This is a genomic window from Peptostreptococcus sp. MV1 (assembly GCF_000758885.1).
Lineage (GTDB): Bacteria > Bacillota > Clostridia > Peptostreptococcales > Peptostreptococcaceae > Peptostreptococcus.
In genome coordinates this window covers 1-18964 of sequence record NZ_JRNB01000119.1, presented here as the reverse complement: position 1 = coordinate 18964, position 18964 = coordinate 1, and the positions used below count along the sequence as shown (strand labels likewise).

The following is an 18964-nucleotide window of genomic DNA, read 5'->3' as shown; positions in this document are numbered from 1 at the left end:
CTTGATAATTTCACTTTTTTATTAATATTTCAAAACCTTGATGCTGGTATACTCTAGGTTAATCTTCTTGACCCCCTTTATCTTGAAGGCTATTGTCACTTCAGCCCCTGCCTTGGATATTATAGAGCCTTCTCCAAACTTAGGGTGCTCCACTATAGAGCCAATCTTGAGCTTAGGTATAGTGTCGGCATCATATGAGTCATATCCCTTGCCTTCACTGCCTATATTAGATCCTGGTCGCTCCTGTGAGGTCTCCATATGAGCCTGGTCACTTGAACTGGTTCTATTAGCCAAACCTTCACTTAGTCTGGCACTCTTGGCTACCCTTTTAATATTTGACATATTCATGCTGTTCTTGTACTTCTGGGCATAGTTGTGTAGGAGGCTGTAGTCCGCATTGTCGTACTTATTCACCTTGACTGGTGAGTCTAGAACCTCCACAGTTTCCTCAGGCAATTCTCCCAAAAATCTGGACTTCATATTTACAGAGGTCTTACCATATAGGGTCCTACTAGCTGCATATGTCAAGTAGAGTTCCTGCATGGCCCTAGTGATTCCTACATAGCAAAGCCTACGCTCTTCTTCAATATCGGAATCAGACATAGATGCAATGGCCCTGGCTATAGGGAAGATTTTCTCCTCCATACCAACTATAAATACTACTGGAAATTCCAAGCCCTTTGACGAGTGCATGGTCATCATGGATACCTTTGATAGGCCTTCCTCTTCCTCATCTGCTATGTCACTCGAAAGTGATATAGAAGACAGGAAATTCTCCAAATTCTTTTCTTCCTCGTTGTTGAGGTCTGAATTTTCATATTCAATGGCTATAGATATAAATTCCTTTAGGTTATCTATCCTGTCCTGGGCATCCTCTGCCTTTCCGTTTTGCAGACTCTGGTTCTTGGCCACTATCTCTTCTAGCTCATAAATATAGCCTGTCATATCAAGAACCTTTTCTACTAACTGACTAGGCGAATAGGCATCAACTAAAGTCCTAAATATACCTATCAGGTCCAAAAACTCATTTATGCTCTTCTTGGCCTTGGTAGATATATCAGAATTATTATCTACATCCAAAATAACAGAGTAGATGCTCTCCTTCATCAAGCTAGACCTGTCTTCCAGCTTTTCTATTGTCCTTAGACCTATACCCCTCCTAGGAACATTAATTACCCTCTTGACCGATATATCGTCCTGTGGGTTGACTATTATCCTAAGATAGGCCAATAGGTCCTTTATTTCTTTTCTCTCATAGAACTTGGTACCCCCATATATATTATAGGGTATCTGGAACCTGTTCAGGGCGTCTTCTACTGCTCTGGCCTGGGCATTGGCCCTGTATAGGACAGCGTAGTCTTCAAAAGGTCTACCTGTCTCCATAGAATTATTGTATATTTCTTCTGCCACATAGCTGGCCTCTTCTACCTCATTTCTAAGTAGCTTGACCTTGACCAACTGGCCTTCCTTCTTGTCACTCCATAGCCTCTTTTTCTTTCTCTCTATATTGTTGGCTATAAGGTGGTTGGCAGTGTCTAGTATCAGCTGGGTAGACCTGTAATTCTGTTCCAACTTCACAACAAATACATCATCATAGTCCTTTTCAAACTCCAATATATTCCTGATATCTGCCCCTCTCCATCCATATATACTCTGGTCATCATCCCCAACCACGCATATATTCTGGTGACCCTGGGCCAGCATCTTGATCAATTCATACTGGGCTCTTGATGTATCCTGGTACTCATCCACCATTATATACTTGAACTTGCCCCTGTAAAAGTTTAGGACATCCTCGTTTGACTGGAGTAGCTCTACTGTCTTGACTATTAGGTCATCAAAGTCCAGGGCACTATTTCTCAAGAGTCTATCCTGGTAGATGGCATAGACATCAGCTATTTTTGATAACCATACATCTCCGGCGGCCTCTCTAGCAAAGTCCTTGGGTGTCTGTAGCTTGTCCTTGGCTGATGATATGTAGGATATTATGCTCTTTGGTTCAAACTTTTTATCGTCCAAATTCAGTTCCTTCAAACAGTCTTTTACCAGGGTCAACTGGTCTGAAGTATCATAAATTACGAAACTCCTGTTATACCCTATCTTGTTGATGTCCTTCCTCAAAATTCTCACACAGCATGAGTGGAAGGTAGATATCCACATATCCCTAGAGTTTTCCCCGATTATCTTTTCAACCCTCTCCCTCATTTCGTTGGCTGCCTTGTTTGTAAAGGTTATGGCCAAAATATTTGCCGGCATGACCTGCTTGTCTTCTACTAGGTAGGCTATCCTAGTAGTCAGTACCTTGGTCTTGCCAGAGCCGGCTCCAGCCAAAATCAATACCGGCCCCTCAGTCCTCTCTACTGCCTGCCTTTGGGCAGGGTTTAAATCATCTATATTCATTATCTATCCTCCAAAAAATCTTCCTCTAACTTCTTGCATATATACTTGGTCAAGCTAGGGTTTTGTCCAAAACATGATACAGCCAGCAAAACATCCTGTCCATCATAGACCTTGCTTGTGCTTGCCATATTTATAAAGCTTGAATCAGTATGGTCATCCACCCTATTCACCAATATCTTCCTTGACCTGCATAGGTCACTTATATGGGCATTGAGGTCACTATTATCAGTGGCTGTATAAACTAAGTCGACCCCATCTAGGTCTGTATCTTCAAAGGCCCTTTTAAACATCCTTATACTTGCTTCATTTTCAGCATAAAACTCCTGACAAAAATCAAGGGCAACCACCCTTATCCTGCCACCGAAGTTCAAAAGCTTTTTGACCTTCCTGTAGGCAATCTTGCCGCCGCCTACTACCAAGACATCTATATCCGATAAGTCTATCATTACTGGAAAAAACATAGCCACCTCCCATATATAATCTTTCACTTATAATATTATATACAATATTTGGCATAAATACCAATATAATTGAGGATACTTTCTTGCACTCAAAAAGGGCTCAAGATGAGCCCTTTATTTAAATATTTTAACCACTGTAATAAATACGTATCGTCAGAAAAATTATTTATAAACCTAATAGCTACCAATATACCTGACCAAGTCCTTGGCAAAATAAGTGATTATTATATCTGCACCTGCCCTCTTTATAGACATGACCGCCTCATACATGGCCTCTTCATTGAGAAGTCCTTGACTTATGGCTAATTTAATCATAGAGTATTCACCACTTACATTATAGGCTACTATAGGTACATCAAACCTATCCCTAGCCCCCCTTATTACATCTAGGTATGACAGGGCTGGCTTGACCATTATCATGTCTGCCCCTTCCTCTATATCATAGGCACATTCTAGCATGGCCTCTCTAAAGTTTGAAGGGTCCATCTGGTAGGTCTTCCTATCTCCAAAGGCTGGCGCTGAATCGGCCGCATCCCTAAAAGGTCCATAGAAGTTGGATGCAAACTTGGCACTGTAGGCCATAATCCCCACCTTCACAAAGCCATGCTCGTCAAGGACCTTCCTAATTGCTCCAACCCTTCCATCCATCATGTCTGATGGGGCCACCATATCTGCCCCTGCCTGGGCATGACTAAGGGCTATCTTGGCTAGAACTGCCAAGGTCCTGTCATTGTCCACATAGCCTGTATCGTCTAGGATACCACAATGACCATGATCAGTGTACTCGCACATACAGACATCAGTTATGACATTCAGGTCGTTAGTCAATGATTTTACCTTCCTAACGGCCCTTTGTACTATACCATCCTCTGCAAAACCTGAGCTTGCACAGGCATCCTTGTCATGCGTAACCCCAAATATCATTATATTTTGTATTCCATGATTTATTATATCTTCAATCTCATCATCTAGCTTATCTATTGAAAAATGATATACACCTGGCATGGACTTAATTTCACTTTTAATATTTTCTCCTTCGACAACAAAGATTGGGTACACCAAAACCTTCATATCTAGCCTAGTTTCTCTCACCAAATCTCTAGTTATCTTACTCACTCTTAATCGTCTCGGTCTTCTTATCATTTATATCTCCTTTTACATCTTCTAATATGGCAGCCAGCATCGAATCTATACTAGCGGAGTCTGATTCCATATCCACACTAAAGCCTAGGTCCCTTATAGTCTGACTAGTTATGCTACCAATTGACACCTTCTTTATGCCTCTTATGAGCTCTCTGTCTCTACCTAAAATCTCCACTAGATACTTGACAGTCGAAGAGCTCGTGAAGGTTATATAATCAATCTTTTCCTTGACTAGAATATCCAAAAGTTCATCCTTTATAGCCATATTTACGGTATTGGTGTACAAGTCCACCCTATCAAGGTCTACCCTGGCAGACTTCATGGCATCCTCTATAGACTTGCTGGCTATTTCAGAACATGGGAATAGAATAGATGGATTTTCATATCCAGCATTTCCTATGTCCTCAAGAATCACATCTGCAAGGTCTGCCCCTGTAGATCGACTAGTCTCAATATCTGGAACAAGTCCATACACCATAATGGCCTTGCTAGTAGCCTTGCCTACACTGGCAATCTTGACTCCAGCCAGTTTCCTAAAATCAAAACCTTCTTTTATAAGGTTTTTGAAGAATATATCCACACTATTGTGACTTGTAAGGGCTATATGAGTGTATTTCCTGCTAGTCAGTTTCTCAATCAAGACCCTTCCTATATCCTTCTTGTCTTTTATATCTATAGTCGACAGTTCAAAGGTCTTACCTCCTAATTCCTCTATTTTTTTCCTCAGGTCACTATTTTTCTTCCTAGTCCTAGTCAATATTATAGTCTTTCCAAATAAGGGCTTTCTCTCATAGAAACCAAGCTTGTCAGACAAACTAACTACTCCACCCACTACAAAGAGGCTAGGAGGCTTGATTGCTTCCCTGTGAACACATTCGTAGGCATCGCCCAAATTAGTCCTAACAGTCCTCTGCTTGTAGCTAGTTGCATTCGATACAAAGGCAACTGGTGTCTCAGGGGCTCTGCCATGACTAATAAGCATCTCTGCAATATGCTTGATATTTCCAATCCCCATCAAAAATACCACAGTCCCCTTTTCCTTAGCCAGGGACTCCCAGTTTATATCCAGACTATCATCCTTCTTGGCATGGCCAGTCACCACATGGAATGACGAGGCAAAATCACGGTGGGTAACCGGAATACCAGCATAGGCCAAACCACCTATAGAGGACGTTACCCCTGGCACAATTTCAAAGTCTATGCCCTGGTCGTATATAAGCTCAGCCTCTTCTCCACCCCTGCCAAATACAAATGGGTCTCCACCCTTCAACCTAACTACAATCTTGCCACTAGCTGCAGACTCAGCTATAGTATCATTTATCTGTTCTTGAGCCATTATATGCTTGCTTGACTTCTTGCCAACGTATACAAACGCACACCCGGGCTTGGCACTTTTTAATAGGTCCCTATTTACCAGCCTATCATAAATAATTATGTCAGCCTTGGCTATGCAGTCTATCCCCTTCAAGGTTATTAGACCATAGTCACCAGGGCCTGCCCCAACTAGGTAGACTTTTCCCTTACTCATATTTTTCTTCCTCTTTTAACTTTTCAATTAGGACCTTGGCCAGATCAATACCTGCCTGCCTAGCAGATTCAATACCAACCTCAAATCTAATCTGCCCATATACTATGCTTTCACAATTTTCATTTCCATACATTCCCCTAAGATAGTATCCGTCGTCAGATTCATTGACAATGGCACCTACAGGTACATGACAGCCCCCATTTATGGTCTCTAAAAAAGCCCTCTCTGCCTCTACTTCCATACACGCCTGGTCATCAGCCAGGGAATCAAGTATGCCATTGATATACTCATCCTCAGACCTTACCTCTACAGCCAGAGCCCCCTGACCACATGCTGGAACCATCTCATCATAGGAAAAATGGTAGGCACTTATACCACTAATCCCTAAACGATTAATACCTGCAGCAGCTATGACTATGGCATCTAGGTCCTCTTTATATATTTTTTCTATCCTGGTCCCTATATTCCCCCTGATCATAACTGGAACTATAGACTCGTTTATTTTTTTCAATTGGGCTATCCTACGCTTGCTACCAGTCCCTATTTTTAGACCTTCACTAGTTCTTAGCCATTGCATCACCTTATCCGAACTAATTTTGTACTTTGAATTAAGAACCAAGACATCTCTGGGGTCTTGTCTCAAAGGTGTCCTTGTCAACTTTAGACCTGAACCAATTTTTGTAGGCATATCCTTTAGACTATGAACTGCAAAGTCTATGCTCCCATCTAACAATTCTCTTTCTATTTCCTCTACAAATATACCCTTGTCTCCAATCTTGTCAAGTGACCTATCTAGAATCTTATCACCCTTGGTTTTAATTATCTTTTTTTCTATCTCCAAGTCTGGAAATTTATCCAAAATCATATCAATTATACTGTCGGTCTGTGCAAGAGCCAAGTCACTGCCCCTAGTACCCACAATTAATTTCATCTACTACCTCCAAACGCAATCATTTTAATCATTATTATTTAACCCACTTATATAAATTATTTATTAAGCTATAAATCTATGAATTATATATTAATAGCACATATATCATTACCTATACTACCTATATATCCTGTAGCCCATTTCTTCTAAAAGCCTCTTGTCTGTCTCAACTGTTATACCAGCAGTAGTCAGCATATGACCCGATATAGCCGCATTGGCACCAGATTGGAAACAGGACTTGCCCTTATCACCTATCAGGCCTCTACCACCAGCTAGTCGGATAAAAGCATCTGGTAAAATAAACCTATACACGCTGACTATTCTCTGCATTTCATCACTCGTCAATTTATCATACTTTTCCATTGGAGTACCCAGAATAGGATTTAACATATTAATAGGGATACTCTTAATGCCTATCTCTCTAAGACTAAGTGCCATATCAATACGGTCCTTTACAGTCTCTCCTAGTCCCATAATACCTCCACTACATACATCCAAACCTGCAGCTTGAGCAGCCCTTATAGCCTCAAGCTTGTCAGCAAAGGTATGACTACTACATACGTATGGGAAAAACCTCTTTGATGCCTCTAAATTATTGTGGACCCTATCTGCTCCAGCCTTTTTAACTTTTCTGAACTGTTCTTCATCCAAAAGGCCAAAAGATACACATACGGAAATATCACACTCTTTCTTTATCCTTCTTATTATCTGACACATACTATCCACTTCATCATTAGACAGCTTCTTGCCAGCTGTAACTATAGAATACCTGAGCACTCCTTGCTCATCATTCTTCTTTGCATCTGCCAGTATTTCTTCCTCTGATAATAGTGAATATACCTTAGCCCCTGTATTATAGTGACTAGACTGGGCGCAAAAACGACAATCCTCTGAACAGAGGCCACTCTTGCCATTTATAATGGTACATATATCAAATTGGTCACCACAAAAGTGTTCTCTAATGGCATTTGCATACCTCCCCAAGTCCACAAGTGGCTGGTCATACAAGAATAGAGCCTCTTCTCTTGTAACCAAGTGACCACCTATTACCCTTTCTGTCAATGTCTTTATATCCATACCTATCACCCCCATAAAATTGCTCATGACTCTATTATACTATAAGCGCCCTAAATAAGTAAAAAATATCCTCTACTTTTCTTTAAATGATTTCAATATATGGATTTTTGTGCTAAAATACAAATATAATTCTTTTTTTCGAAAGGAGAAGACAATGATACTATCAGGTAAGGAAATACTGAAAAATATAAAAGAAAAAAAAATAGTAATTGAACCATTTGACGAGTCTAAGGTAAATCCTAATAGCTACAACCTAACCCTGAGTGATGAACTCTTGGTATACGAAAATGACCTATTGGATATGAAAATACCAAACAAGACAAAGAAGATAAAAATCCCAGAAGAGGGTCTAATTCTTGAACCAAACAAGCTATACCTTGGCAGGACAAATGAATTTACTAAGACTGAAAAATTTGTACCTATGCTAGAAGGTAGGTCATCTACAGGCAGACTAGGTCTGTTTATACATGTAACTGCAGGCTTTGGTGATATCGGTTTTGCTGGATACTGGACTCTAGAAATATTCTGTGTTCAACCTATCAAGATATATCCAAATACACAGATTTGCCAGATATACTACCATGATATACTTGGTGAATACGACCTGTACAAGAGCGGCAAGTACCAGAACAACACAGGTATACAGCCATCACTTATGTACAAGGACTTTGAATAATTATAGAAATATGAGTGTGATATATAATAAAAAACAATCATCAAAAAAGAGCTAGGACCCTCCATCACATATAAGGTTCTTAGCTCTTTTGTTTTGTCATTTCCTCTTGCATCTATTCTCTTGTCTATTATTCCTAGGTATTACCCATTTTAGTCCAACACCTATTTATCTTGACAAATTTACTTGTTCTTAGCCCTTTCTATCTTGTCATTTACATTGGCAAGGAACTTTTCGTTATCAACGATAAATCTCTGGTGAGTACACTCACCAATTTCTTCCAACTCATCATAACACCTAACCTTAAAGACTAGTCTTGACCTATCTATCTCTACCAATTCACACTCACAAGTAACCTCCATACCTATTGGAGTAGCTGCCTTGTGATTAGTTTCTACAGATATTCCTACAGTCCCCAAGCCTTCTTCTAGGTGTTCCTGGGCACACAGCTTGCAAGTACACTCCATTAGAGATATCATACTTGGTGTAGAAAATACTTCTAAACCTCCACTACCTATAGCAGCTGCTGTATTAGTCTTATCAACCATTGTCTTTTCAACACGCTTCAAACCTATTTCTAACATAAATCTCCTCCTTTATTCTGAATCTTATATTTTATTTCTTGAATATCACTATCCTATAATTGATTTTATCATTAATTTTACAACTTTTCAAGCAATAAATCCTACTGGTTATAGATATCCATACACCTTCAGCAACCCGGAGTAAGAATTTATAATACCAGTGCTCGATTCAGGAAAATCCAAATGTGCAAGCACCTGGATTTTCGAATCTTCATCTTCGCAGTGGTATTATTTAAATTCTTCTCCTGACTGTTGCTTGGAAGGTATATTTGATATCCTAAGTTATAGGAATAGGATGGGGGTTGATTGTATGTTCTTATCTTAAAGCTTTCTTAATACATTCAGTTCCAAACCTATTAATATCAATCGTAAATTTCAAAACTTGTTGGGAATTGTAAATTTTTCTAAATAAGTTAAATAGTAATCTTTTTATTATAATTGAATTGCTTGGGAACAGCGTAAGTTGGGAGATATATCAGAATTTTCTAAGGGGAATGGTTATTCAAAAGCAGATCTAGTTATACATGGGCAACCAATTATTCTTTATGGTAGATTGTATACTAATTATGAAACTGTTATCAGAAACATAGATACTTATGTTAAAGAAAAGCCAAATTCAGTGCTAAGTAAAGGCGGTGAAGTTATTGTGCCGGCCTCTGGTGAAACTGCAAGTGATATTTCAAGAGCTTCAGTAGTTGAAAATAGCGGAATTATACTTGGCGGAGATTTGAACATTATTTCTGTTAATGAAAGTATTATCCCTACATTTCTAGCGTTAACAATTTCAAATGGAAGGCAACAAAAAGAACTCTCAAAGAGGGCACAAGGAAAATCAGTTGTACATCTTAGAAATTCAGATTTAACGAAAGTAGATTTGCTTTATCCCTCATCGAACGAACAGAATTGCATATGTGAATTTTTCAAATATCTAGATAACATTATTACCCTTCATCAGCGTGAGTAGATTTAAGGGGGTAACATTATGTATATTAATAACAAGAGAAACGAACTATTTCATGAGTATTATAGAAGGTGGATACACATTTACAAAGAAGGTGCTATACGTGCAGTTACAATGAATAAATACCTTATGACCCATTCATGGCTGGAGAGACTAATTCCAGATCTGGAAGTTGGTGAAATGAGCAGAATTGCCTATCAAAAGTTGATCAATGACTACGCTATATACCACGAAAGGCAGACTACAATGGATTTCCACCATCAGCTAAAATCTTCTATTCTCGATGCTGTAGACGATGGCCTCATTGATAGAGATCCTACAAGAAAAGTTATCATTAAAGGCAAACAGCCACGTATCAAAAAACAAAAATATCTAAACCAGTACGAACTGCACAAACTATTAGATTCTCTAGAATTAGATGGACACTTAAATTGGGACTGGTTTATCCTACTTGTTGCAAAAACTGGTATGAGATTTTCAGAAGCCCTTGCATTGACTCCTAATGACTTTGATTTTTCTAGGCAAGTTTTATCAATAAACAAAACATGGGACTACAAATATGTTGGAGGTTTTCTGCCTACAAAAAACAAATCATCGGTAAGGAAAATTCATCTTGATTGGCAAACCATAATTCAATTTTCGCAATTGATCAAAGGTCTACCAAATGATCAACCTATTTTTGTGGGTATTAAACCAGTCTACAATTCAACGATTAATAGCCTACTAAAACGTAGATGTGAGAAGGCAAAAATCCCTGTAATAAGCCTACATGGATTAAGGCATACACACGCCTCATTGCTGTTATTTGCAGGAGTTTCAACAGCTAGCGTTGCTCGCAGACTAGGACACTCTAGTATAGCCACCACGCAAAAAACCTACTTACATATCATACAGGAACTGGAAAATAAGGATATTGATATTGTTATGAGATCCTTATCTGGTCTTTCTTTAGGTTAAACAAATTGTGTAATATTTTAACTACTCACGCTGGTGAAGGGTAATAAGGTTGTCAAGCATCACCATTATATTACATATTTCTTTTTGTTCTTTATAACTACCTATGTATAATTCTATTTTTTTCAATGCATTAAATTTTAGATTCCAAGTATCCGATGTCATTCCTTGCGAAAATCTTTGAAATTTAACAAGCATATCATATGTTTTAAACATATATGCCATATAATTTGAATCTACATTTATTTTTGCCACTAATACAGTATATGCAGGACTTACTAAACCATCATAATCTGATTTACCACAAGCTCCCTGCCACATCCTCATAGAGTTATACGCAATGTCACCTTTGCAAACTTTTTTATAATTCGATTTATCTTCACTAGAATTATCCTTTTTTAATAATTCACTGAATTTTCTTACCCCATTTTCTATTGTTACTGACAATAATTCCCCTGTACTCTGTTTTTCAGTTCTTTCGTAAAAACATTCATCCAACTTACGCTGTTCCCAATCTTGATAGCCAAATAGGGAAAGGCATAGCCTTTCCCTACAATTTTATAACTCCAATCCCAATATTTTCAACTGTTCGTTGATTTCTGCTTCTAACTTAGCAATTTCTCTGTTGTCTTCTTCCAACAATCTGGCAACTTCCAGTAAGTCTATTGGTTCTTCTTCCTCAAAAGTATCCACATATCTTGGAATATTAAGATTGTAGTCATTTTCTTTTATCTCTTCCATACTAGCAAGGTATGAATATTTATCAACAGTTTCACGTTTTTCATAAGTAGTCACTATCTTATCAATTATCTCATCTGTTAGTGTATTCTGATTCTTTCCTTTGACAAACTCATTACTAGCATCTATAAACAGAATATCATGTACATTTCTTGCTGTCCTATCCTTTCTAAATACAAGTATAGTCGTTGGTATACCTGTACCATAGAATAAATTTGAAGGTAATCCTATAACAGCGTCTAGGTAATTTTTACTTTCTATGAGAACCTTACGTATCTTTCCTTCTGCAGCTCCTCTAAATAATACACCATGCGGCAATACTATGGCCATTTTACCTGTATCTTTTAAGTGATATAAACTATGTAGTATAAATGCAAAGTCCGCCTTTGAAGCTGGTGCCAACTTGCCATACTCCGAAAATCTAGGGTCCTTTAATTTACGCTCACTGTTGTCCCATTTTGCTGAATAAGGTGGGTTAGCAACTACTGCATCAAATGACCTCGGACGATCAATCCCCTTATCATCTGGACCATCTGGCCAGTCATTTTCAAGTGTGTCAGCATTGTGTAAAGTCATATTCTTATACTCTACTCCATGCATCATCAAATTCATCCTAGCTAAGTTATAAGTAGTTGTATTTAACTCCTGGCCATAAAAATCTATAGAACCTGTTTTTTCTCCACCTGGCAAAGCATCTCTAACAGTCAACAAAAGTGATCCTGAACCCATAGTCGGGTCATATAGACTAAATTTTTCACTAGTTTCTTTCCTGCCACTAGTCACTATCCTGGCTAATATCTGGCTCACCTGATGCGGAGTATAGAATTCTCCACCTTTTTTACCTGCACTAGCTGCAAACTGACCAATCAAATACTCGTATATTTCACCAAGTATATCTCTTCCATCTTCTGACATATAGTCTATTTCATCAACCAACTTAACAATATTACTAAGAGCCTTGGCACGAGCAGTTGTAGTTGCTCCAAGTCTTGAATCACCTAGGTTAATGTCGTTAAACACACCTGTAAAGTCTTCTTCTGCATTGGTATTTAATTTTACATTATTATTAAAATTATCAAATATATTCTGATAGTCACTAGGTATGACACTACTGTCATTTATCTTATTACAAAGACTTTCCCATGTGTCTTCTGGAGCAATTGCATAGCCGAGACTAAGAGCAATCTCCTCAAGATAATCGTTTAAGTCCTCTCCAACGGCTTCTTCCATGTATATATCGTTTATCGTCATGCCCTCTCTAGGTTCCAAAACATTTGTTTCAGCAAGATATCTCTCCTGATGTTCAGATAAATACCTGTAAAACATAAATGAAAGTATGTAGTTTTTAAACTCTGAGGCATCCATATTTCCTCTCAGTTCGTTGGCCATAGCCCATAATTTGCTTGTTATTGATTGTATTTTATTATCCATGTTAATCTCCTATTCTTAATTTTATGTGCTTTTATACGAACATCTGCTGTAATAAACCTTTTTTCTGCATCTGCAAATGCTCTAACTTACGCTGGTGAAGGGTAATAAGGTTATCTATATTCCTAAAAAATTCTGATATTTTTTCTTGCTCTTTTATATCTGTCCTACTTATTATAAATTCATCTGTAAATGTTTTTATAACATGTGGTATATTAGGAGTTCTAAATTTATCAAAGATTATTTGTTGATCTCTCTTTAATTGTTGAAAAATAAATTCACCTGACTCAAGAGGAGTGAATGCCTTCAATGTGCTTCCTAACGCCCCCTCAAATCCATAATATACAGCACCTGCTTGTGAACCATCCCATAATATAATAATGTCATTTTTATTTACGTCAGACTCACTATCCACATAAATTAATTTTCCACCATTAAGATAGTTTGCATCTAAATATTTACTTTTATATCCAACATTTTCAAGTTTAGCTCTTCCCTTAAACTCACACAATAACATATCTCCCAACTTACGCTGTTCCCAATCGTCAGTAAATCCTGGAAATCTTAGCTCTGGTACCTTTTCACCATTTTTAGGAAACATTTTTTGAAGTAGGCCTTTTTTCAGATTTTTCAAGTTTTCCAACTTACGCTGATGAAGGGTGATAAGGTTGTCGAGGTTGCGGAAGTATGTTCCGATTTGATGGTGTTCTTGTTCATCTTTCGGTGAGAACACCTCAATTTCTGCCAAGTCATTTGCGTTAATTGCTGGGTAACTTGTTCCAGTACAGTTATCCAAAACAGTTTTAACGAACTGTCCGTTCTGAACAAGGCTGAGTAAAAAGTAACCATCTATGAATGGACGCAACTGAGCATATCCCGTTGAAAAAACATAGTGTTTATCAGTCTTTTCAAATAGATAATTGTTTTTTTGATACGGTCTAACAGTCTGATAGAACAAGTCTCCTGTATGAGCTAACCTCTGCGCTCTGGACGGTGCGATTGCTTTCTCCTCAGTTCTATGAGACAACATCTGAGTACCAACTACCGACTCAAGGTCAACATATTCAAACACATCGGGAATTTCCTCTTTAGGGTTGAAAACGGCAAGTTCACCCAACTTACACTGTTCCCAATCATCCGTAAATCCAGGAAAACGTAGCTTGGGAACCTTCCTAACTTCCTTATCTTTCATAAAATACACTCCTCCTTACCTAAGTTCACTAGCCTTATACTCACTATAACCTTCATATCCATAGCTAGCATCTATACCCTTCATATAGATTTCTCTATCATCTACCCTATCTGTCAAGGCAGCTTTTAACAAATATTTAATCTCTATATCCTTAACTGGACTTCTTTCCATGGCCAATAGATAATCTTGCTTATCGACAATACTCCAATCGACCACTAGACCTAGTTCCTTTTTTAGTATACAGTCCAGCCAAATTCTCATACTCCTGCCATTACCTTCTCTAAATGGATGGGCCACATTCATTTCCACATATTTTTCTATTATTTCATCAAAATTCGATTGTGACATTTGATCGATTTTGTTGAGAGCCTCTTCAAGGTACATTATAGGTGCAAACCTAAAATTCCCCTTGGATATATTTACTCCTCTTATTTGACCTGCAAAATCGTATATATCTTCAAATAGATATTTATGAATCTGGGATAAACCTTTAAATGTGCCAACTTCAATTTGCTTGATTTTTCCGCTTTCGAACATGTCTAGTGCCTTGCTTTTGCTTATTTTTTCTTCGAGCTTATTAAGTTCTAAATCACTACTTATATTTAACTTATTTTCTAATACCATGACTATTCTCCCACAATATCATCTGCAATACTTTTTAGAGCAAATCTTAGCTCTTTTCTGTACTTTATCTTTGACATTGACTTTATGCTTTCATCATAGGCTAAAGTCTTATACTTATTGCTAGACTCTGTCAAGATCATAGTGACCATATTGGCATCATCTAAATCATCCTGTCCATACCTATGAGAATTTATCATACTACTCATGTCTTCCTTAGATATTATATCTACCAATCCCCACTTAATCCTGAAATCCAGCAATTTCTTTTCTACACTGGCTTCATTGGCCTGATTTATAAATTGGTTACTCTTCTCAGGCTTGGCAGGATATTTAAAATGGCTGCCTTCTGGTGGGTATTCACCATTATAAATAGCATCTGTAGCATTTTTTATTTTCTTAGCATATATTCTATCATCCATTCCGTCTGCAAATTTGTATAAGCTATTTCTAGTATCTTCAGCCTCGTCCTTCTTGTTTTCGTGTATCTGATTTAATAAATCAGCTACTAACTCATTTAAATAGTCATAGTTTACGCTTATCTCTTTTACATGGGTCATCTTTAACTCCAATTGGTATATTGAGACTTTCTTTATCTTAGCTAACTCTTGCTTTAATTCATTTGCCAAAACTGTTGTAAGCTGTATTTCTTGATCTGATGTCATTCCCAATGCTTCTAGTAGCGCTTCTGGCCTATCATAATCGAAACCAATCTCCTGACCATCCTTGGTTTTTTCTGGATCATATTGTTTTAACTTAGCCATTCCCATATTGTATTTTCTCAACAAGCCAAACATTTCTTCTTTTTTGTTTTCAGAAGCCGGTAACTCTATAAACTCACTAGTCATATCCGCTAGCTTATCTACTATTTCCTTAACCTCTTTAAATACAGTGTTAAATTCCTTAGCAAGTATTCCATCATCATCTACCAACTCTCTCGTAGTCTTTTTTAAATCAGCAGACGTTTTTTCAGAGTATATGGCAAGAGCCTCTTTCATTAATTTTTCGTTATAAGCTGGCCATCTGTAGTTTACAATTCTTCCCCAAGGCTTATCTTGCATATTATGTATTCTATTTGTCCTAGAATAAGCCTGAATTAAGCCAGCTCCTTTTAGGGTTCTATCAACGTACAATGTATTCATTTCAGGGGCATCAAAACCTGTTAACAATTGATCTACCACTATTACTAGATCTAAATTTTTCCCATCAGATGAAGCCTTTTTTAATCTCATTGTTAGGTCCTGAGTATAGCCTGTCACATCATCTAAACCGAATTCTGTACCAAATTCCGTATTATAATTTTCAATTATCCTTGTTAAATCTTGGTTGGTTTTCAGCATTTGATCATTATTAGTATTATTTATGCTAAATGTTATACCAACTTTTAAAGTAAATAAATTTTTTGATCGCCTTTCCTCATTTACCCTTTGAAACTCATCATAATACATTACGGCCATAGGTATAGACGCCTTATTACCACCCACATGTGTAGTCAACATAGCATTATACTTGAAGTCATTGGACCTATTTCTCCAGTTTTTAAATATATCTTCTACAACTAATTTGACATGGTCATAGTTTTCATCGTAGAAGCTGGCTTCTACTGCATCATCCATATCTTCTGGACCAATATTATCTATCTTTTTCTTTATCTGATCTTCTCTCCATTTGGGGTGTTGGTCCGCATAGAAGCTTGGCAGATACTTTTCCTTCATTTCTTTCTCGTCTATTGTTGTTTCAAAGTCAACCTTAAATCCTAGTACATTCTTGTCTTTTATAGCTTCTTTAATTGTGTAGGCATGCAATAATTCTCCAAAGATATCCTGCGTCCTAAGTCCTTTAGATTTATTATCAAACATTGGTGTTCCCGTATACCCTATCCAAGCAGCTTTTTTAAAGGCTTTTTGTATAGCGTCAAAGCTTTCTCCACCAGTTGACCTATGCGCCTCATCCACAACAAAAAGAATATTCCTATCAGGAGATTTAAAGCCCGACCTCTGGACCAACTTATGTAATTTTTGAACTGATGTGACTATTATTCCACCTTCCTTTGACTTTAATTTTCTGCTAAGCTCACCCGTGTTTTCGGTATCCATAACTGCAGATGATTTTGAGTTGTCTGTTGTTGAATAGTCCGGATCATAGGCCATATAGCTATCTAAAGTTTGCTTGGTAAGGGCTATCCTATCTACTACAAATACCACCTTATCTATATTAGAAAGTCTATTGGCCAGCCAAGCAGTCTTAAAGCTGGTAATCGTTTTACCTGAGCCTGTAGTATGCCATATATATCCCAACTTATTTGTACCAAAGTTAAAATCGGCATGTTTGATAGCATTAATAGCATTTTGTGTTGCATATACCTGATATGACCTCATGACTTTTAAGGATTCTTTGTTTTTTGTACCGTCTAGGATCATATAGTTTGTCGCCATTTGATGGGCCATTGGTATAGTCAGCATCGAGTCTGCAAACTCTTGCCATCCTCTGACAGGATTATTATCTTCTTTTCTCTGCCAGTTAAATGCAAAGTCTTTATTAAATTTATCAGATGTTGTATTTGCCATGTACTTGGTATTATTTGGTGTCATACCTACTAATATCTGTAGGGTCGAAAAAATATCTGTATACTGTCCCTCGTCTATATACTGGTGCATCTGATTCAAAGCTTCATTTACATCTCTGCCATCCTTTTTTTCTTCTATCTGTATAATAGGTAATCCATTTATCAATAGAGTTGTGTCAAAGATCCTCTTCTTCATGCCTGGTCTCTTTGCTGGCCTTTGTATCTGATTTACAACCTGGTATACAGTCTCTCCTGCCCCAACCTGTCTCTGGTCAAATACGGTTAAGATTGCGTGTTTACCACTATCTAAATCTACATTTACCTGTGATACACCATTATATCCATATAAGAACTGGCCTGCTTCGTATGGTGTTCTAATCGCTGATATTATCGACTTTACTTGATTGAATTCATTATCGCTAAGTTTTTTACCTTCTAAAGGCCCATAATTGTGACTTTCTAATATAGATTTAAAATTCATCCACAAATCTTCTGTAGTTTTTATAGTTGGCATGTATGTCCATAAATTAGATTTAAATCCATATCTTTGTTGTATATCATATGGTTCCAGTTTATCGCAAATTTTGCCACTATTATACAATTCTTGTTTTAATTTTGATTGCTTTTCTGTGTTCAATTTTTCTTCAGTAGCACTATCAAAAATTTTATTGTTACAAACAATACCTTTTGAAATATAGCTTATGAGATTTTTTTCAAATGTCAATTCATCCATATTATATCCTCCTGTTTTACTATTTGAATCATCTTAAGTTTTACACACTTATTTGACAACGTATTGAATTACTTGTATGTTCTAAGCTTCTCCATCAGCATCATTTTTTCATATTCTATCACCCTTTTTTTTAATGCGGATAGTTTTAGCTGCTTTAAATATATATCACCTATTATTTTTTGAATATGAAGCCCTGGAAGCTTAACTATTCTTAGTTCTCTAACTTGCTTTATACTGTATTTTAGTACAGTTGATCCTTGAAGCCCCATCTGTAACTGTCTTTGTATGCTTTTATCTTCATTTAATAGATATATCAAATATTTACTATCCACTTTTTCGTTAGGATTAAGAACAAGGTAATTCTGTGTACACATATAACCTTTATTTTTGCCGCTAACTATTGATGCAGTTCCTGATATTAAACTAAAGACTAAATCTCCTTCATTTAAAGTCATCACCCTGTCAAATGTCCTAATAATTTTTTTCTGAACATCATCATTCATAGATGAAATTCCAGACAAATCTTCATAGATCTCCGACTGACCATAAAAGTTATATACTGGTGCTGACTGGTCCGTGGTTTCATCAATCCTAAATTGAGGACTACCACTCCTTATATTTACTAATTCTTCTAGTCTTTTATATTTTTTCATGCTATCACCTTCTTTATATAATATAATTATATTATTTAATAATCCAATATATATTGCTTAATCCGAGATATTTATATGTGCCTTTTTAAAATCACAAATATTTCTTTAATTCAATTATATATCTTTTCATCTTGAGTGTCAACACTTATTCTAATTATTTTCGTGTTTTTAATAAAACACTTTTTTAATTCTTTATAAGATTAATTATATAGGGTTGATTGTATAATCAACCTATAAAAAATGGACTAATACAAAAGAAATTTTAATAGATTTACTTAGCCTGTCTGATAGGCTATCATCTGGTCACAGCCTATATCAAGA

The 18964-nt window shown here is 36.9% G+C and carries 15 protein-coding genes and 1 pseudogene; 3 read left to right on the top strand and 13 right to left on the bottom strand.

Annotation, left to right across the window (positions count from 1 at the left end; all coding sequences use genetic code 11):
• Positions 1–21 precede the first annotated feature (21 nt).
• The 6 genes from HMPREF1639_RS08170 to bioB form a co-directional block, all read right to left on the bottom strand.
• A complete protein-coding gene (locus tag HMPREF1639_RS08170; RefSeq protein WP_036765369.1) occupies positions 22–2400 on the bottom strand; it encodes an ATP-dependent helicase in 2379 nt (792 codons plus the stop codon).
• A complete protein-coding gene (locus HMPREF1639_RS08165; RefSeq protein WP_036765366.1) occupies positions 2400–2861 on the bottom strand; it encodes a precorrin-2 dehydrogenase/sirohydrochlorin ferrochelatase family protein in 462 nt (153 codons plus the stop codon). Before HMPREF1639_RS08165 ends, HMPREF1639_RS08170 begins: the two co-directional genes overlap by 1 nt.
• Before the next feature lie 174 nt (positions 2862–3035).
• Complete coding sequence (gene hemB / locus HMPREF1639_RS08160) at positions 3036–4004, bottom strand: porphobilinogen synthase (RefSeq protein WP_036765365.1); 969 nt, start codon at positions 4002–4004, stop codon at positions 3036–3038.
• Complete coding sequence (gene cobA, locus HMPREF1639_RS08155) at positions 3970–5532, bottom strand: uroporphyrinogen-III C-methyltransferase (RefSeq protein WP_036765362.1); 1563 nt, start codon at positions 5530–5532, stop codon at positions 3970–3972. The genes hemB and cobA overlap by 35 nt, the downstream gene beginning before the upstream one ends.
• The gene (hemC, locus tag HMPREF1639_RS08150; protein WP_036765359.1) at positions 5525–6463 is read right to left on the bottom strand and encodes a hydroxymethylbilane synthase; all 939 of its coding nucleotides are present in this window, start codon (positions 6461–6463) and stop codon (positions 5525–5527) included. Before hemC ends, cobA begins: the two co-directional genes overlap by 8 nt.
• Before the next feature lie 117 nt (positions 6464–6580).
• The gene (gene bioB, locus HMPREF1639_RS08145; RefSeq protein ID WP_036765352.1) at positions 6581–7540 is read right to left on the bottom strand and encodes a biotin synthase BioB; all 960 of its coding nucleotides are present in this window, start codon (positions 7538–7540) and stop codon (positions 6581–6583) included.
• A gap of 154 nt (positions 7541–7694) precedes the next feature.
• Here bioB and dcd point away from each other — a divergent pair, with 154 nt between their 5' ends.
• Complete coding sequence (dcd, locus tag HMPREF1639_RS08140; protein ID WP_036765350.1) at positions 7695–8216, top strand: dCTP deaminase; 522 nt, start codon at positions 7695–7697, stop codon at positions 8214–8216.
• Between the two features lie 179 nt (positions 8217–8395).
• Here dcd and HMPREF1639_RS08135 read toward each other — a convergent pair whose 3' ends face one another.
• Entirely contained in the window at positions 8396–8797 is a 402-nt protein-coding gene (locus HMPREF1639_RS08135) for a thioesterase family protein (RefSeq protein ID WP_036765347.1), read from the bottom strand.
• A 442-nt stretch (positions 8798–9239) separates the two neighbouring features.
• On the opposite strand from HMPREF1639_RS08135, the gene HMPREF1639_RS08130 reads away from it, so the two are divergent.
• On the top strand, positions 9240–9761 hold the full coding sequence (locus tag HMPREF1639_RS08130; RefSeq protein ID WP_052045484.1) for a restriction endonuclease subunit S: 522 nt from the start codon (positions 9240–9242) through the stop codon (positions 9759–9761).
• Between the two features lie 18 nt (positions 9762–9779).
• Positions 9780–10715 (top strand): site-specific integrase, encoded by a 936-nt coding sequence (locus HMPREF1639_RS08125; protein WP_036765346.1) that lies wholly within the window; start codon positions 9780–9782, stop codon positions 10713–10715.
• A gap of 21 nt (positions 10716–10736) precedes the next feature.
• Here HMPREF1639_RS08125 and HMPREF1639_RS08120 read toward each other — a convergent pair.
• From HMPREF1639_RS08120 to HMPREF1639_RS08095, 6 genes and pseudogenes are all read right to left on the bottom strand, one after another.
• Positions 10737–11216: pseudogene (locus HMPREF1639_RS08120) on the bottom strand (restriction endonuclease subunit S); the annotation flags it as partial.
• A gap of 54 nt (positions 11217–11270) precedes the next feature.
• Positions 11271–12881, bottom strand: a complete 1611-nt coding sequence (locus HMPREF1639_RS08115; protein WP_036765345.1) for a type I restriction-modification system subunit M — start codon at positions 12879–12881, stop codon at positions 11271–11273.
• Between the two features lie 31 nt (positions 12882–12912).
• Positions 12913–14070 (bottom strand): restriction endonuclease subunit S, encoded by a 1158-nt coding sequence (locus HMPREF1639_RS08110; protein WP_036765343.1) that lies wholly within the window; start codon positions 14068–14070, stop codon positions 12913–12915.
• A 15-nt stretch (positions 14071–14085) separates the two neighbouring features.
• A complete protein-coding gene (fic, locus tag HMPREF1639_RS08105) occupies positions 14086–14694 on the bottom strand; it encodes a protein adenylyltransferase Fic (RefSeq protein WP_036765342.1) in 609 nt (202 codons plus the stop codon).
• Between the two features lie 2 nt (positions 14695–14696).
• Entirely contained in the window at positions 14697–17990 is a 3294-nt protein-coding gene (locus HMPREF1639_RS08100; protein WP_036765340.1) for a type I restriction endonuclease subunit R, read from the bottom strand.
• A 68-nt stretch (positions 17991–18058) separates the two neighbouring features.
• The gene (locus tag HMPREF1639_RS08095) at positions 18059–18643 is read right to left on the bottom strand and encodes a restriction endonuclease subunit S (RefSeq protein WP_036765338.1); all 585 of its coding nucleotides are present in this window, start codon (positions 18641–18643) and stop codon (positions 18059–18061) included.
• Positions 18644–18964: the final 321 nt, after the last annotated feature.

Excerpts from the sequence above, each read along its gene's own strand:
- HMPREF1639_RS08170 (WP_036765369.1), bottom strand. The coding sequence starts at position 2,400 with ATGAATATAGATGATTTAAACCCTGCCCAAAGGCAGGCAGTAGAGAGG.
- HMPREF1639_RS08165 (WP_036765366.1), bottom strand. The coding sequence starts at position 2,861 with ATGTTTTTTCCAGTAATGATAGACTTATCGGATATAGATGTCTTGGTA.
- hemB (WP_036765365.1), bottom strand. The coding sequence starts at position 4,004 with ATGATAAGAAGACCGAGACGATTAAGAGTGAGTAAGATAACTAGAGAT.
- cobA (WP_036765362.1), bottom strand. The coding sequence starts at position 5,532 with ATGAGTAAGGGAAAAGTCTACCTAGTTGGGGCAGGCCCTGGTGACTAT.
- hemC (WP_036765359.1), bottom strand. The coding sequence starts at position 6,463 with ATGAAATTAATTGTGGGTACTAGGGGCAGTGACTTGGCTCTTGCACAG.
- bioB (WP_036765352.1), bottom strand. The coding sequence starts at position 7,540 with ATGGATATAAAGACATTGACAGAAAGGGTAATAGGTGGTCACTTGGTT.
- dcd (WP_036765350.1), top strand. The coding sequence starts at position 7,695 with ATGATACTATCAGGTAAGGAAATACTGAAAAATATAAAAGAAAAAAAA.
- HMPREF1639_RS08135 (WP_036765347.1), bottom strand. The coding sequence starts at position 8,797 with ATGTTAGAAATAGGTTTGAAGCGTGTTGAAAAGACAATGGTTGATAAG.
- HMPREF1639_RS08125 (WP_036765346.1), top strand. The coding sequence starts at position 9,780 with ATGTATATTAATAACAAGAGAAACGAACTATTTCATGAGTATTATAGA.
- HMPREF1639_RS08115 (WP_036765345.1), bottom strand. The coding sequence starts at position 12,881 with ATGGATAATAAAATACAATCAATAACAAGCAAATTATGGGCTATGGCC.
- HMPREF1639_RS08110 (WP_036765343.1), bottom strand. The coding sequence starts at position 14,070 with ATGAAAGATAAGGAAGTTAGGAAGGTTCCCAAGCTACGTTTTCCTGGA.
- fic (WP_036765342.1), bottom strand. The coding sequence starts at position 14,694 with ATGGTATTAGAAAATAAGTTAAATATAAGTAGTGATTTAGAACTTAAT.
- HMPREF1639_RS08100 (WP_036765340.1), bottom strand. The coding sequence starts at position 17,990 with ATGGATGAATTGACATTTGAAAAAAATCTCATAAGCTATATTTCAAAA.
- HMPREF1639_RS08095 (WP_036765338.1), bottom strand. The coding sequence starts at position 18,643 with ATGAAAAAATATAAAAGACTAGAAGAATTAGTAAATATAAGGAGTGGT.